Origin of the sequence: Pseudomonas sp. RW10S2 (assembly GCF_014268985.1) — a bacterium.
GTDB classification, from domain to species: domain Bacteria; phylum Pseudomonadota; class Gammaproteobacteria; order Pseudomonadales; family Pseudomonadaceae; genus Aquipseudomonas; species Aquipseudomonas wayambapalatensis.
This window is the reverse complement of the sequence record NZ_JABWRO010000024.1, coordinates 1-24,412: the sequence shown is the minus strand read 5'-3', so window position 1 is coordinate 24,412 and position 24,412 is coordinate 1. Positions and strand designations below refer to the sequence as shown.

Sequence of the window (24,412 nt, the reverse complement as noted above, 5' to 3'; positions counted from 1 at the left end):
TCAACCTGATTAGCGCCCCTTGCGGGGCGCCGGGATTACAGTTTCTTGGCTTTCTCGATCGCTTCGTCGATGCTGCCGACCATGTAGAACGCTTGTTCTGGCAGGTGGTCGTAGTCACCTTTGAGGATGCCGCTGAAGCCAGCGATGGTGTCCTTGAGCGGAACGTACTTGCCTGGCGAGCCGGTGAAGACTTCGGCCACGAAGAACGGCTGCGACAGGAAGCGCTGGATCTTACGAGCGCGGGCAACCAGTTGCTTGTCGGCTTCGGACAGTTCGTCCATACCCAGGATCGCGATGATGTCCTTCAGCTCTTTGTAGCGCTGCAGAACATACTGAACGCCACGAGCGGTCTCGTAGTGCTCGGTGCCGATCACGTTCGGGTCCAGCTGGCGCGAAGTCGAGTCCAGTGGGTCGACCGCTGGGTAGATACCCAGGGAGGCGATGTCACGGGACAGAACGACGGTGGCGTCCAAGTGAGCGAAGGTGGTCGCTGGCGACGGGTCGGTCAGGTCGTCCGCAGGTACGTATACGGCCTGAACGGAGGTGATCGAACCTTCCTTGGTCGAAGTGATGCGCTCTTGCAGAACGCCCATCTCTTCAGCCAGGGTCGGCTGGTAACCTACTGCCGAAGGCATACGGCCCAGCAGTGCGGATACTTCAGTACCGGCCAGGGTGTAACGATAGATGTTGTCGACGAACAGCAGAACGTCGTTACCTTCGTCACGGAACTTCTCAGCCATGGTCAGGCCGGTCAGCGCAACGCGCAGACGGTTTCCTGGTGGCTCGTTCATCTGACCGTAGACCAGCGCTACCTTGTCGAGAACGTTGGAGTCCTTCATCTCGTGGTAGAAGTCGTTACCCTCACGAGTACGCTCACCCACACCAGCGAACACGGAGTAACCGCTGTGTTCCATGGCGATGTTACGGATCAGTTCCATCATGTTTACGGTCTTGCCGACACCGGCACCACCGAACAGACCAACCTTACCACCCTTGGCGAACGGGCAAACCAGGTCGATAACCTTGATGCCGGTTTCCAGCAGGTCGTTGCCGCCTGCCTGGTCAGCGAAGGAAGGCGCTGGCTGGTGGATACCGCGACGCTCTTCTTCGCCGATCGGGCCGGCTTCGTCGATCGGGTTGCCGAGGACGTCCATGATACGGCCCAGAGTGGCCTTACCAACTGGAACGGAGATGGCCGCGCCGGTATCGACGACGTCCAGACCGCGCTTCAGGCCTTCGGTCGAGCCCATCGCAATGGTACGAACCACGCCGTCGCCCAGCTGCTGCTGAACTTCCAGGGTGGTTTCCGCGCCTTGTACTTTCAGCGCGTTGTAAACACTCGGCACGACGTCACGTGGGAATTCCACGTCGATGACGGCGCCGATGATTTGAACGATACGTCCGCTACTCATAGCTGGATCCTCTGAATTTTTGAACCGTTAAACCGCGGCAGCGCCGCCGACGATTTCCGAGATCTCCTGGGTGATCGCAGCCTGACGCGCCTTGTTGTAGATCAATTGCAGCTCTTTGATCAAATCACCGGCGTTGTCTGTGGCGTTCTTCATGGCGATCATCCGGGCCGCTTGTTCAGCAGCGTTGTTCTCGACCACCGCCTGGTACACCTGCGACTCCACGTAACGCACCATCAAGCCGTCCAGCAGCTCTTTTGCGTCGGGTTCGTACAGGTAATCCCAGTGATGCTTGAGATCCTGATCCGGGGTTGCCACCAACGGTACCAATTGCTCGACCGTCGGTTTTTGGGTCATGGTGTTGATGAACTTGTTCGAAACCACCGAGAGGCGATCGATACGGCCATCGAGGTAGGCGTCCAGCATCACTTTGACGGAGCCGATCAGATCGTTGATCGATGGCTCTTCGCCCAGGTGGCTGATCGCGGCTACGACGTTGCCGCCAAAGATGCGGAAGAAAGTCGCACCCTTGCTGCCGATCACGCACAGGTCGATTTCCACGCCCTGTTCGCGGTTTGCGCTCATGTCCTTGACCAGGGCCTTGAACAGGTTGGTATTCAAGCCACCGCACAGACCACGGTCACTGCTCACCACGATATAACCGGCGCGCTTTACAGGGCGCTCGATCATGAACGGGTGGCGGTATTCCGGGTTGGCGTTGGCCAGATGACCGATCACCTGGCGGATACGCTCCGCGTAAGGACGGCTAGCAGCCATGCGCATTTGTGCCTTGCGCATTTTGCTGACCGCCACTTTCTCCATGGCGCTGGTAATTTTTTGCGTGCTTTTGATGCTCGCAATCTTACTGCGAATCTCTTTTGCGCCTGCCATGTATCACCTATCAGGTTAGCAAGCGGGGGCCGGAGCCCCCGCTGCGGCTTACCAGGTCTGGGTGGCCTTGAACTTCTCGATACCGGCTTTCATGCCAGCGTCGATTTCGTCGTTGAAGTCACCTTTCACGTTGATCTTGGCCAACAGCTCGGCGTGATCACGGTGGAAGTAGGCGATCAGCGCTTGCTCGAAGCTGCCGACCTTGGAGACTTCTACGTCAGTCAGGAAACCACGCTCAGCGGCGTACAGCGACAGAGCCATGTCAGCGATCGACATTGGCGCGTACTGCTTCTGCTTCATCAGCTCGGTAACGCGCTGACCATGCTCCAGCTGCTTGCGGGTAGCCTCGTCCAGATCCGAAGCGAACTGGGCGAATGCAGCCAGTTCACGGTACTGAGCCAGTGCGGTACGGATACCGCCGGACAGCTTCTTGATGATCTTGGTCTGAGCGGCACCACCTACACGGGATACCGAAACACCGGCGTTCACTGCAGGACGGATGCCCGAGTTGAACATGGCCGATTCCAGGAAGATCTGACCGTCGGTGATCGAGATCACGTTGGTCGGAACGAACGCGGAAACGTCGCCAGCCTGGGTTTCGATGATCGGCAGGGCGGTCAGGGAACCGGTCTTGCCAGTCACTGCGCCGTTGGTGAACTTCTCGACATACTCTTCCGAAACGCGCGATGCACGCTCCAGCAGACGGGAGTGGAGATAGAACACGTCGCCTGGGTACGCTTCACGTCCTGGTGGACGGCGCAGCAGCAGGGAGATCTGACGGTAGGCAACAGCCTGCTTGGACAGGTCATCGTAGACGATCAGGGCGTCTTCACCGCGGTCACGGAAGAACTCGCCCATGGTGCAGCCGGCGTATGGCGCCAGGAACTGCAGTGCGGCGGATTCCGAAGCACTGGCAACGACCACGATGGTGTTGGCCAGGGCGCCGGCTTCTTCCAGCTTGCGAACGATGTTGGCAACGGTGGAACGCTTTTGGCCGACAGCAACATAAACACAGAAAATACCGGAGTCTTTCTGGTTGATGATGGCGTCGATGGCCATGGCGGTCTTGCCGATCTGGCGGTCACCGATGATCAGCTCACGCTGGCCACGGCCGACTGGGATCATGGCGTCGACGGACTTGTAGCCAGTCTGTACAGGCTGGTCTACCGACTTACGCCAGATCACGCCTGGGGCCACTTTCTCGACCGCGTCGGTCTGAGTGTTGCCCAGAGGACCTTTACCGTCGATCGGGTTGCCCAGTGCGTCAACGACGCGACCCAGCAGTTCCTTACCAACCGGAACTTCCAGGATGCGGCCGGTGCACTTGGCGCTCATGCCTTCGGCGAGGGTGTCATAGGCACCCAGGATCACTGCACCTACGGAGTCTTGCTCCAGGTTCAGTGCCATGCCGAATACGCTGCCAGGGAACTCGATCATTTCGCCGTACATGACGTCGGCCAGACCGTGGATCCGCACGATACCGTCGGATACCGAAACAACGGTACCTTCGTTACGGGCTTGGGAGCCGACATCGAGTTTCTCGATGCGACCCTTGATGATTTCACTAATTTCGGAAGGATTGAGTTGCTGCATTGCTCTGCTGCCCCTTCAAACTCAAGATTTCAATGCTTCGGCCAGTTTCGCGATCTTGCCGCGAACCGAGCCATCGATTACCAGGTCGCCGGCGCGGATGACGACGCCGCCGATCAGGCTGGCATCCTCCGACGCGTGCAGGCGCACTTCCCGGCTGAGCCGTGCACTGAGAACCTTGGCGAGTTTGTCTTGCTGTTCTTGGTTCAACGCAAAAGCACTGGTGACTTCCACGTCCACGGATTTCTCTTGCTCGGCCTTGTACAGGTCGAACAGAGCGGCGATCTCCGGCAGAAGCAGGAGACGGTCGTTTTCCGCGGCAACATGAATGAAATTCTGTGCCTGTACATCGAACTTGTCACCGCACACTTCAATGAATGCGGCGGCCTTTTCTGCGCTAGTCAGTTGCGGGGCCTTGAGCAGGCGCTGCATGGTGCCGTCTTCCGACACCGCAGCAGCCAGGCCGAGCATGGCTGACCAATTGGCCAGTTGCTGCTGGGCCTGGGCGTGCTCGAAAGCTGCCTTAGCGTAAGGTCGGGCCAACGTGGTCAGTTCTGCCATGATCGCCCTCGCTTAAATTTCAGCGGCCAGTTTGTTAACCAGCTCCGCATGCGCGTTTTGATCGATTGTGGCGCCAAGGATCTTTTCAGCGCCGCCAACGGCCAGGGCACCCACTTGGGCACGCAGGGCGTCTTTGATGCTGTTGAGTTCCTGTTCGATCTCGGCTTGAGCCTGAGCCTTCACACGGTCAGCTTCGACGCGAGCCTGATCACGGGCTTCCTCGACAAGCTGAGCAGCGCGTTTCTTGCTTTGCTCAATGATTTCGGCTGCCTGTGCTTTTGCTTCACGCAGTTGCTGACCCGCTTTCTCTTGGGCCAGCTCCAGGTCGCGAGCTGCGCGGTTGGCAGCGTCCAAGCCGTCGGCAATCTTCTTTTGGCGCTCGTGCAGAGCAGTGATGACCGGAGGCCATACATACTTCATGCAGAACAGCACAAAAATCAGAAAAGCAACGGATTGGCCAATCAGGGTTGCATTAATGTTCACGCCAACACCTCGCTCGGTCTTTGTCCATCACACCAATCAACTCGTAGGAACGAGTGATTAGCCGGCGATCTGACCAACGAAGGGATTCGCGAAGGTGAAGAACAGAGCGATACCAACACCGATCATGGTTACGGCGTCGAGCAGACCGGCAACGATGAACATTTTGACCTGCAGCATCGGAACCATCTCAGGCTGACGAGCAGCGCCTTCCAGGAACTTGCCGCCCAGCAGGCCGAAACCAATGGCGGTACCCAGAGCACCCAGGCCGATCAGCAGAGCAACAGCGATAGCGGTCAGACCAACTACAGTTTCCATCTTTCCTCCCGACTTTTACGTCGTATTGGTTAGGTTTTTTAATTGAAGCGGTAAAACAAATCGTTTGAAACAACTGCCCTTGCGGACTTTTTCAGTCTTCCCCCCGAACAGGCGGGGAAGACTATCAGACACGCCAGGCGGTCTTAATGGTTATCTTCGTGCGCCATCGACAGGTAGACGATGGTGAGCATCATGAAGATGAATGCTTGCAGAGTGATGATCAGGATGTGGAACACGGCCCACGCCCACTGCAGCACCACACCCAGGCCGCTCAGCCAGAGGATGCCGGTGCCGAACATCACGGCGATCAGGATGAACACAAGCTCGCCGGCATACATGTTGCCGAACAGACGCAGTGCCAGGGAGATCGGTTTGGCGATCAGGGTGACGAATTCCAGCAGGAAGTTCACCGGGATCAGCAGGATCTGCACGAAGATGTTCTTGCTACCGAACGGGTGGAGCGTGAGCTCGCCGATGAAGCCGCCGATGCCCTTGACCTTGATGCTGTAGAAGATGATCAGCGCGAACACGCTCAGGGCCATGCCCAGGGTGGCGTTCGGGTCGGTGGTCGATACGGCGCGGAACGGAATGTGCGGATCGCCCGAGATCAGGATCGCCAGCTGCGGAATCCAGTCGACCGGTACCAGGTCGATGGCGTTCATCAGGAACACCCAGACGAAGATGGTCAGGGCCAGCGGTGCGATGACCGGGCTACGACCGTGGAACGAGTCCTTCACGCTGCCGTGAACGAAGTCGACCAGTACTTCGACGAAGTTCTGCAGGGCACCAGGCTGACCGGAGGTCGCCTTCTTGGCCGCCATGCGGAAGATGAACAGGAAGATCAGACCCAGTGCAACGGACCAGCCCAGGGTGTCCAGGTGGAATGCCCAGAAGCCCATTGCCTTGGCTTCGGCAGCCGAATGGGCCAGGCCCCAGCTGCCGTCTGGTAGTTGACCGTAGGTCAGGTTCTGCAAGTGGTGCTGGATATAGCCCGAAGCGGTTTCTGCTGCCATGGTTGCCTCAAACGCCCTAAGGTCTCGAAAGTCTTTTATTCATCAGCAGTGGCGCGAACCAGCTGACCGTGAGAGTCAGCAGGAAGACGCCGAATACTGCTAACGGCGCCAGTGGCTTCACTCCTGCAAAGGTCAGTGCGAACAGCACTGCCGTCAAAATCAATTTGCCTGCCTCGCCTGCGTAGAACGACTTGACGATGGCCTGCGCCGCCCGGGCTCCGCTGAAGCGAAAAGCCTTCCAGGCGAAATACACGTTGGGCAGCCAGCCGATCAAACCTCCACAGAGGCCCGAATAACCGCTGACCTTGCCCTGCCACTGCCACAACACCAACGTTGCCAGCAATAACACCCCAAATTGAGCCAGCAGTACCGGGAAAACCGCCCAGCGATGGAAAGGCAGGCGGTTTGGCGTGCGGATTTCCATCAAAACTGCTCCTCGAAAGTCGACTGCCCAGTCAGCTATGACTTGGCATAATTTGTGCCGACAAAATGCGCGCAGAGTATAGGGGTGGATTAACCCCTATTCAACTCTTGGGTAGTGATTTCCGACTGCGCGCTACAACGGGAATTGTTTCAGCGGATGTGAGCAAGTACACCCTGAAGCTCGTCGAGGGAGTTGTAGCGGATGACCAGCTGGCCCTTGCCCTTGTCGCCATGGCGAATCTGCACCGATGAGCCCAGGCGCTCTGCCAGCCGCTGTTCCAGCCGGGCGATATCCGGATCAGGTTTGCTCGATTCCACCGGCTCAGGCTTGCCGTTGAGCCACTGACGGACCAGTGCCTCGGTTTGGCGCACGGTGAGGCCTCGTGCGACAACATGTCGCGCCCCTTCTTCCTGCCGGCTCTCCTCGAGCCCCAGCAAGGCGCGCGCATGGCCCATTTCCAGGTCGCCGTGGGCGAGCATGGTCTTGATCGCCTCAGGAAGGCTGATCAGGCGCAGCAGGTTGGCCACGGTGACACGCGACTTGCCCACGGCATCGGCCACCTGTTGCTGGGTCAGCTCGAACTCCTGCTGCAACCGCTGCAGGGCAAGGGCTTCTTCCAGCGGGTTGAGATCCTCGCGCTGGATGTTTTCGATCAGCGCCATGGCGATGGCGGCTTCGTCCGGCACCTCGCGGACCATGGCCGGGATAGTGTCCAGGCCTGCCTGCTGGGTGGCGCGCCAGCGACGCTCACCGGCGATGATTTCGTAGCGGCCTTCGCCAATCGGGCGAACCACGATCGGCTGCATCACGCCATGATTGCGGATCGAATGCGCCAGCTCCTCCAGCGCCTCCGGGTCCATGTCACGGCGAGGTTGGTACTTGCCACGCTGGATCAGTTCGACCGGCAGGCGCTGCAGTTCCTTCTGGTCGACCGTGACAGCCTGCTCTTCGAGCGCGCTGACGGAAGGACCACTGAGCAGTGCATCCAACCCACGTCCGAGACCGCGTTTCTTGATGGCCATGCGGATTCCTTAAGTTGTTTGTGCAGTGCGGGATTGACGGCGCTGACGGCGCACCAGTTCCCCAGCCAGGGCAAGGTAGGCGAGCGCACCACGTGATTGCTTGTCGTAGGCCAGCGCCGGCATACCGAAGCTCGGAGCCTCGGCCAGGCGAATATTGCGCGGTATCACGGTGTCGTAGAGCTGATCGCCGAAATGCTCCTTGAGCTGGGCCGAAACATCGTTGTTCAGGCTCAGGCGCGGGTCGTACATGGTCCGCAGCAGGCCTTCGATCTTCAGCTCCGGGTTCAACCGGGCAGCGATGCGCTTGATGTTATCCACAAGGTCGCTCAGGCCTTCCAGCGCGTAGTACTCGCACTGCATGGGGATAATCACGCCATCGGAAGCGACCAAGGCGTTCAGCGTCAGCATCGACAACGAAGGCGGGCAGTCGATGAGGATGTAGTCGTAGTTGTCGCGGATAGGCGCCAGCGCGTTGCGCAGGCGGCTCTCCTTCATCTGCATTTCCAGCAGCACCACCTCTGCGGCGGTGAGGTCACGGTTGGCGGGCAACAGCTGGAAGCCGCCGTGCTCGGAGTACTGCATGGCCTGGGCCAGGTCGCATTCCCCGATCAACAGGTCGTACACCGAGTGCTCGAGCTCGTGCTTGTCCACACCGCTGCCCATGGTGGCATTGCCCTGTGGATCGAGGTCGATCAGCAGCACGCGACGCTTGGTCGCGGCCAGCGATGCGGCGAGATTGATGCAGGTGGTGGTCTTGCCGACACCACCCTTCTGGTTCGCGATTGCGAATACCTTAGCCATTGTTGCGTGTGTTCCCAGTCAAGCCTTGCGGCGCAGTATCAGCAGATGGCGCTGGCCCTGGCAACCTGGAACGGTCAGGGCCTGCTCGCTTTCCACTGTGAAGTCTGCGGGCAATGCTACCAGTTCATCGGCAGGATGCAGCCCCTTCATTGCAAGCCATTGCGTACGGGCGTCACCCAGGTGGCGGGTCCAGTTGGTGAAATTCTCCATGCTGCTGAACGCCCGGGAGATGATGCCGCAGAACGGTTGCTCGGGCTGAACCTCTTCCACACGGCTGTGGATAACCGTCAGGTTGTCGAGTTTCAGCTCCATCTTCACCTGCGTCAGGAAGCGGGTCTTCTTGCCGTTGCTGTCCAGTACCGTCACCTGCTTGTGCGGATGCAGGATAGCCAGCGGGATACCCGGCATGCCGCCGCCGCTGCCAACATCCAGCCAGCGTTGCGTGTCGCTGTGGATAAACGGCATGACGCTGAGGCTGTCGAGCAGATGACGCGACACCATCTCGTCCGGATCGCGCACTGCGGTCAGGTTGTAGGCCTTGTTCCATTTGATCAACAGGGCCAGGTACCCAAGCAGCAGTTCGTGCTGCTGCGCACTCAGCTCGACTCCGAGCTGGCGCGCACCTGTGGACAACTCTTCGGCATGTTGCGGGGTGACCAGGGAACTCAAGCGCTTTGCTCCAATTCGCGGCCAGCGCCGCGTTTTTTCAGGTGAATCAGCAACAGAGAAATTGCCGCCGGGGTAACGCCGGGAATACGGGAAGCCTGGCCGAGGGTTTCCGGACGGGTCTGGCCGAGCTTGCTCTGGATTTCCTTGGACAACCCGGAAATGCCAGCGTAGTCGATATCCACAGGCAGGCGAGTGTCTTCGCTGGCGCGCAGACGGGCGATCTCGTCCTGCTGGCGATCGATGTAGCCGGCGTACTTGGTCTTGATCTCGACCTGTTCGGCCACCTGGGGATCGATGACATCACCGCCCGTGGCTTCGATCAGCCCCGCGTAGTCGATCTCGGGGCGCGCCAGCAGGTTGAGCAGGTTGTACTCGTGGGCCAGCGGTGTACCGAACTTATCCACAACGGCTTGGCCTTGCGGCGTGCCCGGGCGGATCCAGGTGCTCCTCATGCGCTGTTCTTCGCGCTCGATGCCTTCGCGCTTGGCGGTGAAGGCGGCCCAGCGCTCATCGTCGACCAACCCCAGCTCGCGGCCTTTCTCGGTCAGGCGCAGATCAGCGTTGTCTTCGCGAAGGATCAGCCGGTATTCGGCACGCGAGGTGAACATGCGGTAAGGCTCCTGGGTGCCCAGGGTAATCAGGTCGTCGACCAGTACGCCGATGTACGCCTCGTCACGGCGCGGGCACCAGCTTTCGCGGCCCTGCGCACGCAGTGCGGCGTTGGTACCGGCCAGCAGGCCCTGGGCGCCGGCTTCTTCGTAGCCGGTGGTGCCGTTGATCTGGCCAGCGAAGAACAGGCCGCCGATGACCTTGGTCTCGAGGCTGTACTTGAGGTCACGCGGGTCGAAGTAGTCGTACTCGATGGCGTAACCCGGACGCACGATGTGCGCGTTCTCCATGCCGCGGATCGAACGGACGATCTGCAACTGCACATCGAATGGCAGCGAAGTCGAGATGCCGTTGGGATACAGCTCATGGGTATTCAGGCCTTCCGGCTCGATGAATACCTGATGGCTTTCCTTGTCGGCGAAGCGATGGATCTTGTCCTCGATCGACGGGCAGTAGCGCGGGCCGATGCCTTCGATCACACCGGAGTACATCGGCGAGCGGTCGAGGTTCGAGGCGATGATCTCGTGGGTGCGGGCGTTGGTGTGGGTAATCCAGCAGCTGACCTGGCGCGGGTGCATCTGCGCATTGCCCATGAACGACATCACCGGGATCGGGGTATCGCCGGGTTGTTCGCCCATCACCGAGAAGTCTACCGAGCGGCCATCGATACGGGGCGGCGTGCCGGTTTTCAAACGGCCAACGCGCAGCGGCAGTTCACGCAGACGATGAGCCAGGGCAATGGCGGGAGGATCACCGGCGCGACCACCGGAGTAGTTCTGCAGGCCGATGTGGATAAGTCCACCGAGGAAGGTGCCGGTAGTCAGCACCACAGAGTCGGCGAAGAAGCGCAGGCCCATCTGTGTCACCACGCCCTTGACCTGGTCCTGCTCGACGATCAGGTCATCGCAGGACTGTTGGAATATCCACAGGTTCGGCTGGTTTTCCAGGATCTCGCGGACCACGGCCTTGTAGATGGCGCGGTCGGCCTGTGCACGGGTGGCGCGCACAGCCGGGCCCTTGCGGTTGTTCAGGATGCGGAACTGGATGCCGCTCTTGTCGGTGGCAAGCGCCATGGCGCCGCCGAGTGCATCGATTTCCTTGACCAGGTGGCTCTTGCCGATACCACCGATGGCCGGGTTGCAACTCATGTGACCGAGGGTTTCCACGTTATGGGTCAGCAGCAGGGTTTTCACACCCATGCGTGCGGACGCAAGCGCAGCCTCGGTACCGGCATGGCCGCCGCCGATGACGATCACTTCAAAACGGGAAGGGAAATCCACCACGCACCTCGTGCCTGTTTTGCGAATAGAGAAGGTAAGCCGACAAGTATAGGGACTTCACCCGCTCTAGTGAAACCGTCTGAGCAAATTTTGACCAGTCTGTGGATGAATGGCGGCAATAGAAATCAAAAAGGAAAAATTTATAAAAGCTTTGTTTTTATGTTTATTCTTAGGCGGCTACCCACATGTGGATAAGTTAATTGAGACCAGTATCCATGCTGCCTTCAGAGAATCATAACCCTGTGTCGAAGGGGGGGTGAGGGTTCTGGATAACGGCGTTTAACCTGTGGATTAAAGTACGTTTTACCCACAGGCGGGATTGTCCTCAGAAAAAAAGCCTGGTTATCAACGGACCTGAAGGCCAGTTTTCCACAGGGCTCCTGGTGATGGTTTTCGGTCTGTGGATGAGATCTACAGTGGGTAATCGATTCGCGGGCAAGCCCACGTTTCTGACAGGCAAAAAAAAGCCGCTCCTGGCTGGAGCGGCCTTGGTGTTGCCGAGCTGTGGATTATTTACCGATACAGAAGCTCGAGAAGATCCTTCCCAACAGGTCATCCGAGCTGAATGCGCCGGTGATCTCTCCCAGGGCCTGTTGAGCATGGCGCAGGTCCTCTGCCAGCAACTCACCGGCACCAGCGAGCGTCAGTTGGGCATGACCATGATCGAGGTAGGCGCTGGCCTGGCGCAGTGCATCCAGATGCCGCCTGCGCGCACTGAAGCTGCTTTCCGCAGTCTGTTCGTAACCCATGCAGGCCTTGAGGTGATCACGCAGCAGATCCAGGCCTGTAGCGTCGCCCTTCGCACTGAGGGTGATCGTCACGTGGCCATCATCACTCTGCTCGATACCGACGCTCTCGCCACTCAGGTCGGCCTTGTTGCGAATCAGCGTGACTTTTGCAGGGTCCGGCCGTTGATCGAGGAACTCCGGCCACAAGGCGAACGGATCGTTGGCCTCGGGCGCAGTGGAATCCACCACCAGCAGTACCCGGTCTGCCTCGCCAATCGCCTTGAGTGCGCGTTCCACGCCAATCTTTTCCACATGATCGTCGGTATCGCGCAGACCTGCGGTATCCACCACGTGCAACGGCATGCCATCGATGTGGATATGTTCGCGCAGGATGTCCCGGGTGGTGCCGGCGATGTCGGTGACGATCGCCGCCTCGCGTCCGGCCAACTGGTTCAGCAGGCTCGATTTGCCGGCATTCGGACGGCCTGCAATCACCACCGTCATGCCGTCACGCAGCAACGCCCCCTGCCCCGCCTCACGCTGAACTGTGGACAAGTCGTCCCGGACGGCTTCCAGCATCTTCAGCACATGGCCATCGGCGAGAAAGTCGATTTCCTCCTCCGGGAAGTCGATCGCCGCTTCAACGTAGATGCGCAGGGCGATCAGCGCTTCGGTCAATGCATGCACACGCTTGGAAAACGCCCCCTGCAGCGAGCGCAACGCATTGCGTGCGGCTTGGGTGGAACTGGCTTCGATCAGGTCGGCGATCGCTTCGGCCTGGGCCAGGTCGAGTTTATCGTTGAGGAACGCCCGCTCGCTGAACTCGCCAGGACGGGCGAGACGACAACCCAACTCGACACAGCGCTGCAACAGCATGTCGAGCACCACCGGCCCTCCATGCCCCTGCAGTTCCAGGACGTCTTCACCAGTGAACGAGTTGGGGCCAGGGAAGAACAGCGCAATGCCTTCATCCAGGACCAAACCACCGTCGGCACGAAATGGCCCGTAGTGGGCATGGCGCGGAGTCAGTGTGCGGCCGGTGATGGCCTGCCCGGCCTGGCTGGCCAGTGGCCCGGACAAGCGGACGATACCGACGCCACCGCGGCCCTGGGCGGTGGCGATGGCGGCAATGGTTTCACGCACGGTGTTCATGCTCGAAAGCCTCTACGACAAAACGACGGATAGCAAAAACGCCCCACGAAGGGGCGTTTTTATTCACAGGCTAACGGGTCAACCTGTCAAGCAGCCGCTTTTTTCGTGGCTGCTTCGATACGACGGGTGATGTACCACTGCTGAGTGATCGACAGGCAGTTGTTCACAACCCAGTACAGCACCAGACCTGCCGGGAACCACAGGAAGAAGAAGGTGAAGATGATTGGCATCATTTTCATGACCTTCGCCTGCATCGGATCCGGTGGGGTCGGATTCAGACGCTGCTGGATGAACATGGTGGCGCCCATGATGATCGGCAGGATGAAGAATGGATCCTTGATCGACAGGTCGGTAATCCACAGCATCCAAGGGGCCTGGCGCATCTCGACGCTTTCCAGCAGTACCCAGTACAGGGCCAGGAACACTGGCATCTGCACCAGGATCGGCAGGCAGCCGCCCAGCGGGTTGATCTTCTCTTTCTTGTACAGCTCCATCATCGCCTGGGACATCTTCTGGCGATCGTCACCGAAGCGTTCCTTGAGCTGGGCCAGTTTCGGCGCCACGGCACGCATGCGCGCCATCGAGCGGTAGCTGGCAGCCGACAGCGGGAAGAACAGACCCTTGATGAGCATGGTCAGAACGATGATCGACCAGCCCCAGTTACCCAGCAGGCTGTGGATATGTTGCAGCAGCCAGAAGATCGGCTGAGCGATGAACCACAGGAAGCCGTAGTCGACGGTCAGCTCCAGGCCTGGGGACAACTCCTTGAGCTTGGACTGGATCTTCGGACCTGCGTACAGCGTGGCGCTGGTCTCGACCTTGCCGCCGGCAGGCACGTTCAGCGCCGGGCCGGTGTAGCCGATGATGTAGTTGCCCTGGCTGTCCTTGCGGGTCTGGACCACGTTGTTGTCCGACTTGGCCGGAATCCACGCGGTCACGAAGTAGTGCTGCAGCCATGCTACCCAGCCGCCAGACACATTTTCTTTCAAATTACCTTTGTCGATGTCCTTCATCGACACCTTCTTGTACGGCTCCGAACTTGTCCACAGGGCAGCGCCCAGGTAAGTCGCGGTACCGGTCGCGGTGCTCGAGGAAGGATCGGAGCTGGCGTCACGCTTGAGCTGGGCAAACATGTTGCCGGTCCAGGCTGCACCGCTCTGGTTGTCGATCAGGTAGCTGACGGTCAGGTCGTACTCACCGCGCTTGAAGCTGAAGCGCTTGATGTAGTTGACGCCGTTATCGCTGAACTTGAGGTCGACCACCAGTTGGTCCTGACCGTCGGTCAGCTGGAAGCTCTTCTGGTCGGCAGCGTACAGGGGACGACCGCTCGAACGGGCGTCCGGGCCATTCGCGCCGGTCAGGCCGCTCTGCGCCAGATAGACACGCTCGCCGCCGTTGTCGAACAACTGGAAGGCGATGTCCGGATGATCCTGACGGCGTGGGTACTTGGGCAAGGTCAGCTGGACGATGTCACCGCCGACCGGGTCGATAGCCAGGTCCAGGACATCGGTCTTGACCCGGATCAGGTCCTTGCTGAGCGCGACTGGCGCGATTTCAGCGGGGCTGGCTTCGGCATTGGCGCTCGGCACATCGGCGCTGGCGCCGTTATTGCCGGCCGGCACGGTGTCCGGCAGAGCCGGTGCAGCGTTGCTGGCAGCAGTATGCTGAGTCGGCAGGGCTGCCTGACCATAGTCCTGGTTCCACTTGAGGACCAGAACGTAGGACACGATTGCCAGGGCGACGATCAGGATCGTGCGTTTAATATCCATGATTACTCGGCTATCGAAGAAGTTCGGGAGGAAGGAGCAGGCGGGACGGGATCGAAACCGCCATCATTCCACGGATGACAACGACCCAGGCGACGAACGGCAAGCCACCCGCCACGCAAGAGGCCATGGTTTTCTATGGCTTCATACGCGTAACAGGAGCAACTGGGGTAGAAACGACAGTGACTGGCCATCAGAGGACTAATGGCGTAACGGTAGAACTGGATCGGAACGAGGGCCAGTTTACGCATCGTGACTGTCTACCCGTGCGGAATCGGCAGGTACCGCTGGAGAGGGCCGACTGCGGGCCAGGCGCTTCCAGAGTTTGCCAAAGTGTTGGTGCAATTCTGGGTTTTCTATCTCACCCAACCCCTTGCGCGCGACGATCACTATATCCAGCCCGGCCAGACTTTGCTGGTTCAGACGGAATGAGTCGCGCATCAGGCGTTTGAGGCGGTTGCGTTGAACGGCGAGCTTGACGCTCTTCTTGCCGATCACCAGGCCGAGGCGTGGATGATCGAGGCCGTTCTCGCGGGCAAGGATGAGCAGGCTTTTCCCTGGAACCTTGCCGGTTGGGGAGTCGAAGACTGCTTTGAAATGCCGGGGTGTAAGCAGTCGCTTATCCCGACTGAAGTCCTGACTCACCACCTGTGCCGAAAAATCAAATTGCCAGACGCTTACGGCCTTTGGCACGACGACGCGACAGAACAGCGCGGCCGTTCTTGGTGGCCATACGGGCACGGAAACCGTGGGTGCGCGCGCGCTTGATGGTGCTTGGTTGGAAAGTACGTTTCATGGCGTGTTACCTGGGTTGTCGACAACGGGCCGGGATGGCCCCCTTTTTAAGAGACCGGCGATTCTAGAGAAAGCAAGCCGATAGGTCAATTTCCAACCAGCATTCCTTATAGACGGCCTTTCCCCTCTGCCAGCCCGAGGACCGGTTGATTCATACGGAACAGATGCTCAACATGTAAAAAAAGAGAGACATATAGAAAGCTTTTTTGAAGAACTTATAGATCTTAAGTGGATAAGTATCTGTGGATAACCTATTGCAGGCCACAATCCATCGACTGTACAGAGAATCATAAGTATGTCGGTAACAGGTGCTCTGGCTGTGCCGGACCCGCGGAAAAGCTGTGGATGGAACAGGCATTTATCCACAGCTGAATTATCCACAGGGCTGAGCCCAGGGTTGTGCATAGCCCTCATGTGCGGTTATCCACAGGGCTTATTTTCCGCTTGAAAGGTCGTTTTTGCCGCTAAATGACTGATTTGGCACAGCTCAACACACCACGACATGTGGATAAGTGACTGCTCGCCCGGTACAATGGCGGTTTGTTTTTGCCTCATCCGGCTTTCAACTCAGGGGATATCCGTGTCAGTGGAACTTTGGCAGCAGTGCGTGGAGCTTCTGCGCGACGAACTGCCTGCCCAGCAATTCAACACCTGGATCCGTCCGCTACAGGTCGAAGCCGAAGGCGACGAGTTGCGCGTCTATGCGCCTAACCGTTTCGTTCTCGATTGGGTCAATGAAAAGTACCTCGGCCGCCTGCTCGAACTGCTGGGTGAACAAGGAAACGGCCTTGCACCTGCCCTCTCCTTATTAATAGGCAGCCGCCGCAGCTCCGCTCCACGAGCGGCACCTAACGCACCGGTCAGTGCTGCGGTCGCCGCATCGCTGGCCCAGAGCCAGGCCAAGCCGGCTGTTCAGCCAACAGCGGTTGCCAGTGCACCGGTCACGGCGCTCGAGCCTGAGTTGGTCAGTGAGGTGCAGGAATCTACGTCCCACGACGGTTTCGATGGGGTGGGTGATTCGACGCCTGCGCCTGCGGCAACTACCCGTACCGAGCAACGGACCGTCCAGGTCGAAGGTGCGCTCAAGCACACCAGCTACCTGAACCGAACCTTCACCTTCGAGACCTTCGTGGAGGGTAAGTCCAACCAGCTGGCGCGCGCTGCGGCCTGGCAGGTTGCCGACAACCCCAAGCATGGCTACAACCCGCTCTTCCTTTATGGTGGCGTGGGCCTGGGTAAGACGCACTTGATGCACGCTGTGGGTAACCACCTGCTGAAGAAGAACCCGAATGCCAAGGTCGTCTACCTGCACTCGGAGCGCTTCGTCGCCGATATGGTCAAGGCGTTGCAGTTGAACGCAATCAACGAATTCAAGCGCTTCTACCGTTCGGTGGACGCGCTGTTGATCGACGATATCCAGTTCTTCGCCCGCAAAGAGCGTTCCCAGGAAGAGTTCTTCCACACCTTCAATGCCCTGCTTGAGGGTGGACAGCAGGTCATCCTCACCAGTGACCGCTACCCTAAAGAGATCGAAGGCCTGGAAGAGCGCCTGAAGTCGCGTTTCGGTTGGGGCCTGACGGTGGCTGTCGAGCCACCGGAGCTGGAAACCCGCGTGGCGATCCTCATGAAGAAGGCCGACCAGGCCAAGGTCGAACTGCCGCATGATGCTGCGTTCTTCATTGCCCAGCGCATCCGCTCCAACGTGCGTGAACTGGAAGGTGCATTGAAGCGGGTGATTGCTCACTCGCACTTCATGGGGCGAGATATCACCATCGAGTTGATTCGCGAATCGCTCAAGGATCTGCTGGCGCTGCAAGACAAACTGGTCAGTGTGGATAACATCCAGCGCACGGTCGCCGAGTACTACAAGATCAAGATCTCCGATCTGTTGTCCAAGCGCCGCTCGCGCTCTGTCGCGCGCCCGCGGCAGGTGGCCATGGCGTTGTCCAAGGAGCTGACCAACCACAGTCTGCCGGAGATCGGCGACATGTTCGGCGGTCGGGACCACACCACCGTGCTGCACGCTTGCCGCAAGATCAACGAATTGAAGGAATCCGACGCGGACATCCGCGAGGACTACAAGAACCTGCTGCGCACGCTGACCACCTGATGGGTGCCGGCGCAGCTCTTTGAAGGCAAGGGACTAGACCATGCATTTCACCATTCAACGCGAAGCCCTGTTGAAACCCCTGCAACTGGTCGCAGGCGTCGTCGAGCGCCGCCAGACCTTGCCGGTCCTGTCCAACGTACTGCTGGTCGTGCAAGGCCAGCAGCTGTCGTTGACCGGTACCGACCTGGAAGTCGAACTGGTTGGCCGCGTGCAACTGGAAGAGCCGGCTGAGCCTGGCGAGATCACCGTCCCGGCGCGCAAGCTGATGGACATCTGCAAGAGCCTGCCCAGCGACGTGCTGATCGATATCAAGGTCGATGAGCAGAAGCTGCTGGTCAAGGCTGGTCGTAGCCGCTTCACCCTGTCGACCTTGCCGGCCAACGACTTCCCCACCGTGGAAGAAGGCCCAGGTTCGCTCACCTGCAACCTGGAGCAGAGCAAGCTGCGTCGCCTGATCGAGCGCACCAGCTTCGCCATGGCCCAGCAGGACGTTCGCTACTACCTCAACGGCATGCTGCTGGAGGTCTCCACCGACACGCTGCGTGCTGTCGCCACTGACGGTCACCGTCTGGCACTTTGCGCCATGCAGGCGCCCATTGGCCAGGCCGAGCGTCACCAGGTCATTGTGCCGCGCAAAGGTATCCTGGAACTGGCGCGCCTGCTGACCGATCCGGAAGGCATGGTCAGCATTGTCCTGGGCCAGCACCACATTCGCGCCACCACCGGTGAGTTCACCTTTACCTCGAAACTGGTCGACGGCAAGTTCCCGGATTACGAGCGCGTATTGCCCAAGGGTGGTGACAAGCTGGTGATCGGTGACCGTCAGGCGCTGCGTGAAGCGTTCAGCCGTACTGCGATCCTGTCCAACGAGAAGTACCGTGGCATTCGTCTACAACTGGCCTCCGGTCAGCTGAAAATTCAGGCCAACAACCCCGAGCAGGAAGAAGCTGAAGAAGAGATCAGCGTCGACTACGAAGGCAGTTCGCTGGAGATCGGCTTCAACGTCAGCTACTTGCTGGACGTTCTTGGGGTCATGACCACTGAGCAGGTTCGTCTGATTCTCGCCGACTCCAACAGCAGCGCCTTGCTGCAGGAAGCCGGCAATGACGACTCGTCCTACGTTGTCATGCCGATGCGTCTGTAACCCGTAGCAGGCCAAATGTCCCTTCGACGTCTTTCGGTCACCGCGGTGCGCAATCTGCACCCGGTGACCCTCTCCCCCTCTCCTCGTATCAACATCCTCTACGGCGCCAACGGCAGCGGCAAGACCAGTGTGCTCGAGGCCGTGCATCTGCTGGGGCTGGCACGCTCATTTCGCAGTACCCGACTGAACCCCGTCATCCAGTACGAACAGCCAACCTGTACGGTGTTCGGCCAGGTTGAAATCAGCGATGGCGCGACAAGCAATCTCGGGGTTTCGCGCGAGCGACAAGGGGATTTCACTATTCGCATCGACGGCCAGAATGCGCGTAGCGCTGCGCAGTTGGCTGAGATGCTGCCGCTGCAGTTGATCAACCCGGACAGCTTCCGTTTGCTCGAAGGTGCTCCCAAGGTGCGTCGCCAGTTCCTGGATTGGGGAGTGTTCCACGTGGAACCTCGATTCATGGCGACGTGGCAACGCTTGCAGAAGGCCCTGCGGCAGCGGAACTCATGGCTGCGACATGGTACACTTGACGCTGCTTCGCAAGCCGCCTGGGACCGGGAACTGTGTCTCGCCAGCGCGGAAATAGATGAATACCGTCGCAACTATATCAAGGCCTTGAAGCCCGTCTTCGAGCGAACCCTGAGCGAACTGGTCGAGCTGGACGGATTGACCCTTAGCTACTATCGAGGCTGGGACAAGGATCGGGACCTCAGTGAAGTCCTCGCCACCTCTCTCCTTCGCGATCAGCAGATGGGCCATACCCAGGCCGGTCCGCAGCGTGCTGACCTACGCCTGAGATTGGGCGCCAATAACGCGGCCGATATCCTGTCTCGTGGTCAGCAAAAGCTGGTCGTTTGTGCCCTGCGGATTGCCCAAGGGCACCTCGTCAGTCAGGTTCGTCGCGGTCAGTGTATTTATCTGGTGGATGACTTGCCGTCCGAGTTGGACGAGCAGCATCGACGCGCGCTGTGTCGCTTGCTTGAAGAATTACACTGCCAGGTTTTTATCACCTGTGTAGATCACGAATTACTGAGGGAAGGCTGGCAGACGGATACGCCAGTTGCTTTGTTCCACGTGGAACAAGGCCGTATCACCCAGACCCACGACCATCGGGAGTGAAGGCATGAGCGAAAATCAAACGTACGACTCCTCCAGCATCAAGGTGCTGAAAGGGCTGGATGCCGTGCGCAAGCGTCCCGGCATGTACATTGGCGACACCGATGATGGTAGCGGCCTGCACCACATGGTCTTCGAAGTGGTCGACAACTCGATCGACGAAGCGCTCGCCGGTCATTGCGATGACATTACCGTCATCATCCATCCGGACGAATCCATCAGTGTTCGCGACAACGGTCGTGGCATTCCCGTCGACGTGCATAAAGAGGAAGGCGTTTCCGCCGCCGAGGTCATCATGACCGTACTGCACGCTGGCGGTAAGTTCGATGACAACTCCTACAAGGTTTCTGGCGGTCTGCACGGCGTCGGCGTCTCGGTGGTAAACGCCCTCTCGGAGAAGCTGGTTCTGACCGTTCGCCGTAGCGGCAAAATCTGGGAACAAACCTACGTCCACGGTGTGCCACAAGCTCCGATGGCTGTGGTCGGTGAAAGCGAAACCACCGGTACCCACATTCACTTCAAGCCTTCCGCCGAGACCTTCAAGAATATCCACTTCAGCTGGGACATCCTGGCCAAGCGGATTCGTGAGCTGTCGTTCCTCAACTCGGGCGTTGGCATCCTGCTGAAGGACGAGCGCTCCGGCAAGGAAGAGTTCTTCAAGTATGAAGGTGGTCTGCGTGCTTTCGTCGAGTACCTGAACACCAACAAGACCCCGGTGAACTCCCAGGTCTTCCACTTCAACGTCCAGCGTGACGATGGCGTGGGTGTCGAAGTCGCCCTGCAATGGAACGACAGCTTCAACGAGAACCTGCTGTGCTTCACCAACAACATTCCGCAGCGCGACGGTGGTACTCACCTGGTGGGCTTCCGCTCCTCGCTGACTCGTAGCCTTAACAGCTACATCGAGCAAGAAGGCCTGGCCAAGAAGAACAAGGTCGCGACCACGGGCGACGATGCCCGTGAAGGCCTGACCGCGATCATCTCGGTGAAGGTGCCGGATCCAAAGTTCAGCTCGCAGACCAAGGACAAGCTGGTTTCCTCGGAGGTGAAGACCGCCGTGGAGCAGGAGATGAACAAGTACTTCGCCGACTTCCTGTTGGAAAACCCCAACGAAGCCAAGGCGGTTGTTGGCAAGATGATCGACGCTGCGCGTGCTCGTGAAGCAGCGCGCAAGGCGCGGGAAATGACCCGCCGCAAAGGTGCTCTGGATATCGCTGGTCTGCCGGGCAAGCTTGCCGACTGCCAGGAAAAAGACCCTGCCCTTTCCGAACTGTACCTGGTGGAGGGTGACTCCGCCGGTGGTTCGGCCAAGCAAGGTCGTAACCGCCGCACCCAGGCAATCCTGCCGTTGAAGGGCAAGATCCTCAACGTCGAGAAAGCGCGTTTCGACAAGATGATCTCGTCCCAGGAAGTCGGCACGCTGATTACCGCCTTGGGCTGCGGCATCGGCCGTGAAGAGTACAACATCGACAAGCTGCGCTATCACAACATCATCATCATGACCGATGCTGACGTTGACGGTTCGCACATCCGTACCCTGCTGCTGACCTTCTTCTTCCGTCAGTTGCCTGAGTTGGTCGAGCGCGGTTACATCTACATTGCCCAGCCGCCGCTGTACAAAGTGAAGAAAGGCAAGCAGGAGCAGTACATCAAGGACGACGAGGCCATGGAAGAGTACATGACCCAGTCGGCCCTGGAAGATGCCAGCCTGCACCTGGACGAATCGGCGCCTCCCGTGTCGGGTGTTCAGCTTGAGGCACTGGTCAACGAGTTCCGCGGTGTGATGAAGACGCTCAAGCGTCTGTCGCGCCTGTATCCGGAAGAGCTGACCGAGCACTTCATCTACTTGCCGGAAGTCACTCAGGCGCAGTTGGCCGATCACACGACCATGCAAGCCTGGTTGGGCAAATTCCAGGAGCGCCTGAACAACAGCCAGAAGTCTGGTCTGACCTACCGGGCCAGCCTGCGCGAAGACAAGGAACGCAACATCTGGTTGCCGGAAGTCGAAGTTACTTCCCACGGTCTGGCCAGTTACGTGACCTTCAACCGCGAGTTCTTCGGCAGCAACGACTACCGTTCGGTGGTCGTGCTGGGCGCCAAGTTGGCGACCCTGCTTGGCGAGGGTGCCTATGTTCAGCGTGGTGAGCGTCGCAAGGCAGTCACCGAGTTCAAAGAAGCCCTCGATTGGCTGATGAACGAAACCACCAAGCGCCACACCATCCAGCGATACAAAGGACTGGGTGAGATGAACCCGGATCAGTTGTGGGAAACCACCATGGACCCGACCGTGCGCCGCATGCTCAAAGTCACCATCGAGGATGCGATTGCGGCCGACCAGCTGTTCAACACCTTGATGGGTGACGCGGTAGAACCGCGTCGTGACTTCATCGAAAGCAACGCGTTGTCGGTGTCCAACCTGGACTTCTGATTACGTGTAGGTTCACAGAAAAGCTGCACGCTTTCACAAATAGATGCCGGCCGGGCCCAAAATCTGGTCTCCGCCGGTCAACATCAAGCCCGCATTAGCGGGCTTTTTTTGCTTCCAATTCCTGCAGGCACCCTGCCCCCAACGGCTGGTCTGAAGCTGGCCGTCTGCGTACGGATGTGGAAAGGAAAATCAGGCCGAAGGGCTCGGCGGATGAATCTGGAAGGAAGTAGCGAATCCAGAAAGTCTTTAATAATGCACCGGAATACAAGCAGATTAAGTAAATCTGCTTGTATTAATTTAATACAGATAACAGGAGACTGTAAGAAACACCAAACTAGCTAGTTGGATTAACTGTAGATTTCAATGGAGTGTTGGAATAAGATCTAGGACCGCATTTTCTAGCTTCCAGATTGGATGTTTATGCCAATCAGACAGTTGAAGCAAAAACCTAAGATCAAATTGAAACTGCTGGTACGGTGACAAGCGTCTTGCTTAGAAAGAAAGAGATCAAGGCGATCTCTAGAAATTCTGATTAGTCATCAAATCCAGACCACTCCAGCAGAAAATGGAGGCCCAAATGTAGAAAAACGCGACCAAAACCGAGAGGTTCTGACCGCGCTTAGCGAAGCGGACTTGCGACGTGAGAAACCGCAATGTCTGCTTTTTCGAAGCCCCTGTCAATCCTCTCCCATCTTTTCGACCTTAGCGAGGCCACTCGACGGCACAGTGTTGCCTGTCGAAAGGCCTCCCTTAGCCTGCCCTGCGCCTCAGTTTTTTGGTGCAGCGGCGGCGCTCGTTTCGAGATTTTTGGAGGTGTTTCATGACGGTGAGAAAGGTAGTCACACGTCGGTCTAACCATTTCCGCGGGTATTTTCCATCGCTGAAAAATCAAAAGCCTGTGCCCTGGGAATCCCAGCTGGAGGGAGCTTTCTTTCGGCTTCTTGAGCTGTCGCCTGCCGTCATCAGCTACGTCGTTCAGCCCAGTGAGGAGCGTGTTCCCTCAGCTCAGGGGTATTTCAAATACTACCCCGACGTACGAGTTTTCCTCTCAGATGGGCGGGACTGGTGGTTTGAGGTGAAGCCGGAAGAACGCCTAAACATAGCTAGAGTCAGAGATCGGCTGGAAACAGCTGAACGCCATTTCATATCTACCGGCCGTAACTTCTCGGTAGTCACTGACAAGCTGATTGAAGAAGAGCCCCTTGCTAGCAACCTTCGTCGATTGATGTCTCATCGGCGTGGTCCAGTGCTTTCGGGTAAGAAGCTTGAGGAGGTGCTGACGGTCCTCAATGACCAGGTCCCCAAGACTGTTTCCGATCTTTTGTTAGCTGTGGGTGAGAGGCCGGGTTGGCGTCTGCTTGGGATGGGCATTGTGGGTATCGAACTCAATAAGCCCCTCGACACTGACTCCCCGATTTTCCTTCAGGGAGGGCACCGTCATGCAGACCTTTTCCCTTAAGGTGAAATTGGTCGTCATTGTGCGTGGCGTCCTGATGGTCCTTGAGAAGAGGCTCATTGACCGGAGGTTGCTCTTTTTCGATGAGCTCGGCGAACCCACGAAGCTGTCCGAGAAAGAGTTTTATCAGGGCTATGAGAGGCGTGAGATTGAGGTCGCTGCTGATCAGCCCTACCTCGGGAGGGTTCCGTATGTCCGGAACATCCCTCCAGACATTTCATGCTTCCCCGAAAAGCACAGGGGTGAGGCCTTGCGTCGACGCGAGTATCTGAACGCGTTAACTGAGCGCGGTAAAAACAAGTTGCCGAGTGAAGAAGACATGATTGTAGATATTAAGAGAATCGCCAAGAAAATGGGGGATGCCTGTGCACCTTCCATATCAACGATCCGACGTTGGGCTTCCAAATACATAGGAGACAATGTCACAAAGCTTATCCCTCAGCATGCCAAAAAAGGGCGAACTCCTGCGATCCAGGGAGAGCTCAAGGAGATACTCGATGGTGTGATCAACGACAGCTACCTCAAGGACGTGCTGCCTGGCGTTAGTAAGGTCGCGGCTCAGTTCAAAACCAAAGTAGAGGGGGAAAACTTATCCCGATTGCCCTCCAATCAGCTCAGAATGTAGTGGTCTACTAACCCCGGACACCCAT

23 protein-coding genes are annotated in these 24,412 nt (G+C 58.4%); 6 read left to right on the top strand and 17 right to left on the bottom strand.

What is annotated here, in order from left to right; all coding sequences use genetic code 11:
* Positions 1–35 precede the first annotated feature (35 nt).
* From atpD to rpmH, 17 genes are all read right to left on the bottom strand, one after another.
* Positions 36–1,412 carry a F0F1 ATP synthase subunit beta gene (atpD, locus tag HU729_RS07830; RefSeq protein WP_186670175.1) on the bottom strand — a complete coding sequence of 459 codons (1,377 nt, stop codon included), beginning with the start codon at positions 1,410–1,412 and terminating at the stop codon, positions 36–38.
* Positions 1,413–1,439: 27 nt separating this feature from the next.
* Entirely contained in the window at positions 1,440–2,300 is an 861-nt protein-coding gene (atpG, locus tag HU729_RS07825; RefSeq protein WP_003253195.1) for a F0F1 ATP synthase subunit gamma, read from the bottom strand.
* A gap of 48 nt (positions 2,301–2,348) precedes the next feature.
* Entirely contained in the window at positions 2,349–3,893 is a 1,545-nt protein-coding gene (gene atpA / locus HU729_RS07820) for a F0F1 ATP synthase subunit alpha (protein WP_054893006.1), read from the bottom strand.
* A 21-nt stretch (positions 3,894–3,914) separates the two neighbouring features.
* Positions 3,915–4,451: a F0F1 ATP synthase subunit delta gene (locus HU729_RS07815; RefSeq protein ID WP_054893007.1), complete on the bottom strand. Its 537-nt coding sequence runs from the start codon at positions 4,449–4,451 to the stop codon at positions 3,915–3,917.
* Between the two features lie 12 nt (positions 4,452–4,463).
* Positions 4,464–4,934, bottom strand: coding sequence for a F0F1 ATP synthase subunit B (locus HU729_RS07810; protein WP_054893008.1), 471 nt, complete (start codon positions 4,932–4,934; stop codon positions 4,464–4,466).
* A 57-nt stretch (positions 4,935–4,991) separates the two neighbouring features.
* Complete coding sequence (gene atpE / locus HU729_RS07805) at positions 4,992–5,249, bottom strand: F0F1 ATP synthase subunit C (protein WP_003097235.1); 258 nt, start codon at positions 5,247–5,249, stop codon at positions 4,992–4,994.
* 143 nt (positions 5,250–5,392) lie between these two features.
* Positions 5,393–6,262: a F0F1 ATP synthase subunit A gene (gene atpB / locus HU729_RS07800; RefSeq protein ID WP_054893009.1), complete on the bottom strand. Its 870-nt coding sequence runs from the start codon at positions 6,260–6,262 to the stop codon at positions 5,393–5,395.
* Positions 6,263–6,278: 16 nt separating this feature from the next.
* Entirely contained in the window at positions 6,279–6,686 is a 408-nt protein-coding gene (locus tag HU729_RS07795) for a F0F1 ATP synthase subunit I (protein WP_054893010.1), read from the bottom strand.
* Between the two features lie 149 nt (positions 6,687–6,835).
* Positions 6,836–7,708, bottom strand: a complete 873-nt coding sequence (locus tag HU729_RS07790) for a ParB/RepB/Spo0J family partition protein (protein ID WP_054893011.1) — start codon at positions 7,706–7,708, stop codon at positions 6,836–6,838.
* A 9-nt stretch (positions 7,709–7,717) separates the two neighbouring features.
* Positions 7,718–8,509 carry a ParA family protein gene (locus tag HU729_RS07785; protein WP_063541904.1) on the bottom strand — a complete coding sequence of 264 codons (792 nt, stop codon included), beginning with the start codon at positions 8,507–8,509 and terminating at the stop codon, positions 7,718–7,720.
* A gap of 18 nt (positions 8,510–8,527) precedes the next feature.
* Complete coding sequence (gene rsmG / locus HU729_RS07780; RefSeq protein WP_186670178.1) at positions 8,528–9,178, bottom strand: 16S rRNA (guanine(527)-N(7))-methyltransferase RsmG; 651 nt, start codon at positions 9,176–9,178, stop codon at positions 8,528–8,530.
* On the bottom strand, positions 9,175–11,067 hold the full coding sequence (mnmG, locus tag HU729_RS07775) for a tRNA uridine-5-carboxymethylaminomethyl(34) synthesis enzyme MnmG (protein ID WP_186670180.1): 1,893 nt from the start codon (positions 11,065–11,067) through the stop codon (positions 9,175–9,177). The genes rsmG and mnmG overlap by 4 nt, the downstream gene beginning before the upstream one ends.
* Before the next feature lie 509 nt (positions 11,068–11,576).
* Complete coding sequence (mnmE, locus tag HU729_RS07770) at positions 11,577–12,947, bottom strand: tRNA uridine-5-carboxymethylaminomethyl(34) synthesis GTPase MnmE (RefSeq protein WP_186709467.1); 1,371 nt, start codon at positions 12,945–12,947, stop codon at positions 11,577–11,579.
* An 86-nt stretch (positions 12,948–13,033) separates the two neighbouring features.
* Complete coding sequence (gene yidC / locus HU729_RS07765) at positions 13,034–14,716, bottom strand: membrane protein insertase YidC (RefSeq protein WP_186709465.1); 1,683 nt, start codon at positions 14,714–14,716, stop codon at positions 13,034–13,036.
* A 2-nt stretch (positions 14,717–14,718) separates the two neighbouring features.
* The gene (yidD, locus tag HU729_RS07760) at positions 14,719–14,964 is read right to left on the bottom strand and encodes a membrane protein insertion efficiency factor YidD (RefSeq protein WP_011536514.1); all 246 of its coding nucleotides are present in this window, start codon (positions 14,962–14,964) and stop codon (positions 14,719–14,721) included.
* Positions 14,957–15,361, bottom strand: a complete 405-nt coding sequence (gene rnpA, locus HU729_RS07755) for a ribonuclease P protein component (protein WP_081255180.1) — start codon at positions 15,359–15,361, stop codon at positions 14,957–14,959. The genes yidD and rnpA overlap by 8 nt, the downstream gene beginning before the upstream one ends.
* A gap of 13 nt (positions 15,362–15,374) precedes the next feature.
* On the bottom strand, positions 15,375–15,509 hold the full coding sequence (gene rpmH / locus HU729_RS07750) for a 50S ribosomal protein L34 (protein WP_003253163.1): 135 nt from the start codon (positions 15,507–15,509) through the stop codon (positions 15,375–15,377).
* A 579-nt stretch (positions 15,510–16,088) separates the two neighbouring features.
* Between rpmH and dnaA the strand changes: the two genes are divergently transcribed.
* From dnaA to HU729_RS07720, 6 genes are all read left to right on the top strand, one after another.
* Complete coding sequence (gene dnaA, locus HU729_RS07745; RefSeq protein WP_186670186.1) at positions 16,089–17,618, top strand: chromosomal replication initiator protein DnaA; 1,530 nt, start codon at positions 16,089–16,091, stop codon at positions 17,616–17,618.
* Positions 17,619–17,658: 40 nt separating this feature from the next.
* On the top strand, positions 17,659–18,762 hold the full coding sequence (gene dnaN, locus HU729_RS07740; RefSeq protein ID WP_186709464.1) for a DNA polymerase III subunit beta: 1,104 nt from the start codon (positions 17,659–17,661) through the stop codon (positions 18,760–18,762).
* 15 nt (positions 18,763–18,777) lie between these two features.
* On the top strand, positions 18,778–19,881 hold the full coding sequence (gene recF / locus HU729_RS07735) for a DNA replication/repair protein RecF (protein WP_186709462.1): 1,104 nt from the start codon (positions 18,778–18,780) through the stop codon (positions 19,879–19,881).
* A 4-nt stretch (positions 19,882–19,885) separates the two neighbouring features.
* A complete protein-coding gene (gyrB, locus tag HU729_RS07730; protein WP_186670192.1) occupies positions 19,886–22,306 on the top strand; it encodes a DNA topoisomerase (ATP-hydrolyzing) subunit B in 2,421 nt (806 codons plus the stop codon).
* 820 nt (positions 22,307–23,126) lie between these two features.
* Positions 23,127–23,765, top strand: a complete 639-nt coding sequence (locus HU729_RS07725) for a TnsA endonuclease N-terminal domain-containing protein (protein ID WP_186709460.1) — start codon at positions 23,127–23,129, stop codon at positions 23,763–23,765.
* Positions 23,746–24,387, top strand: coding sequence for a hypothetical protein (locus tag HU729_RS07720; protein ID WP_238348330.1), 642 nt, complete (start codon positions 23,746–23,748; stop codon positions 24,385–24,387). Before HU729_RS07725 ends, HU729_RS07720 begins: the two co-directional genes overlap by 20 nt.
* The last annotated feature ends 25 nt before the right edge of the window (positions 24,388–24,412 follow it).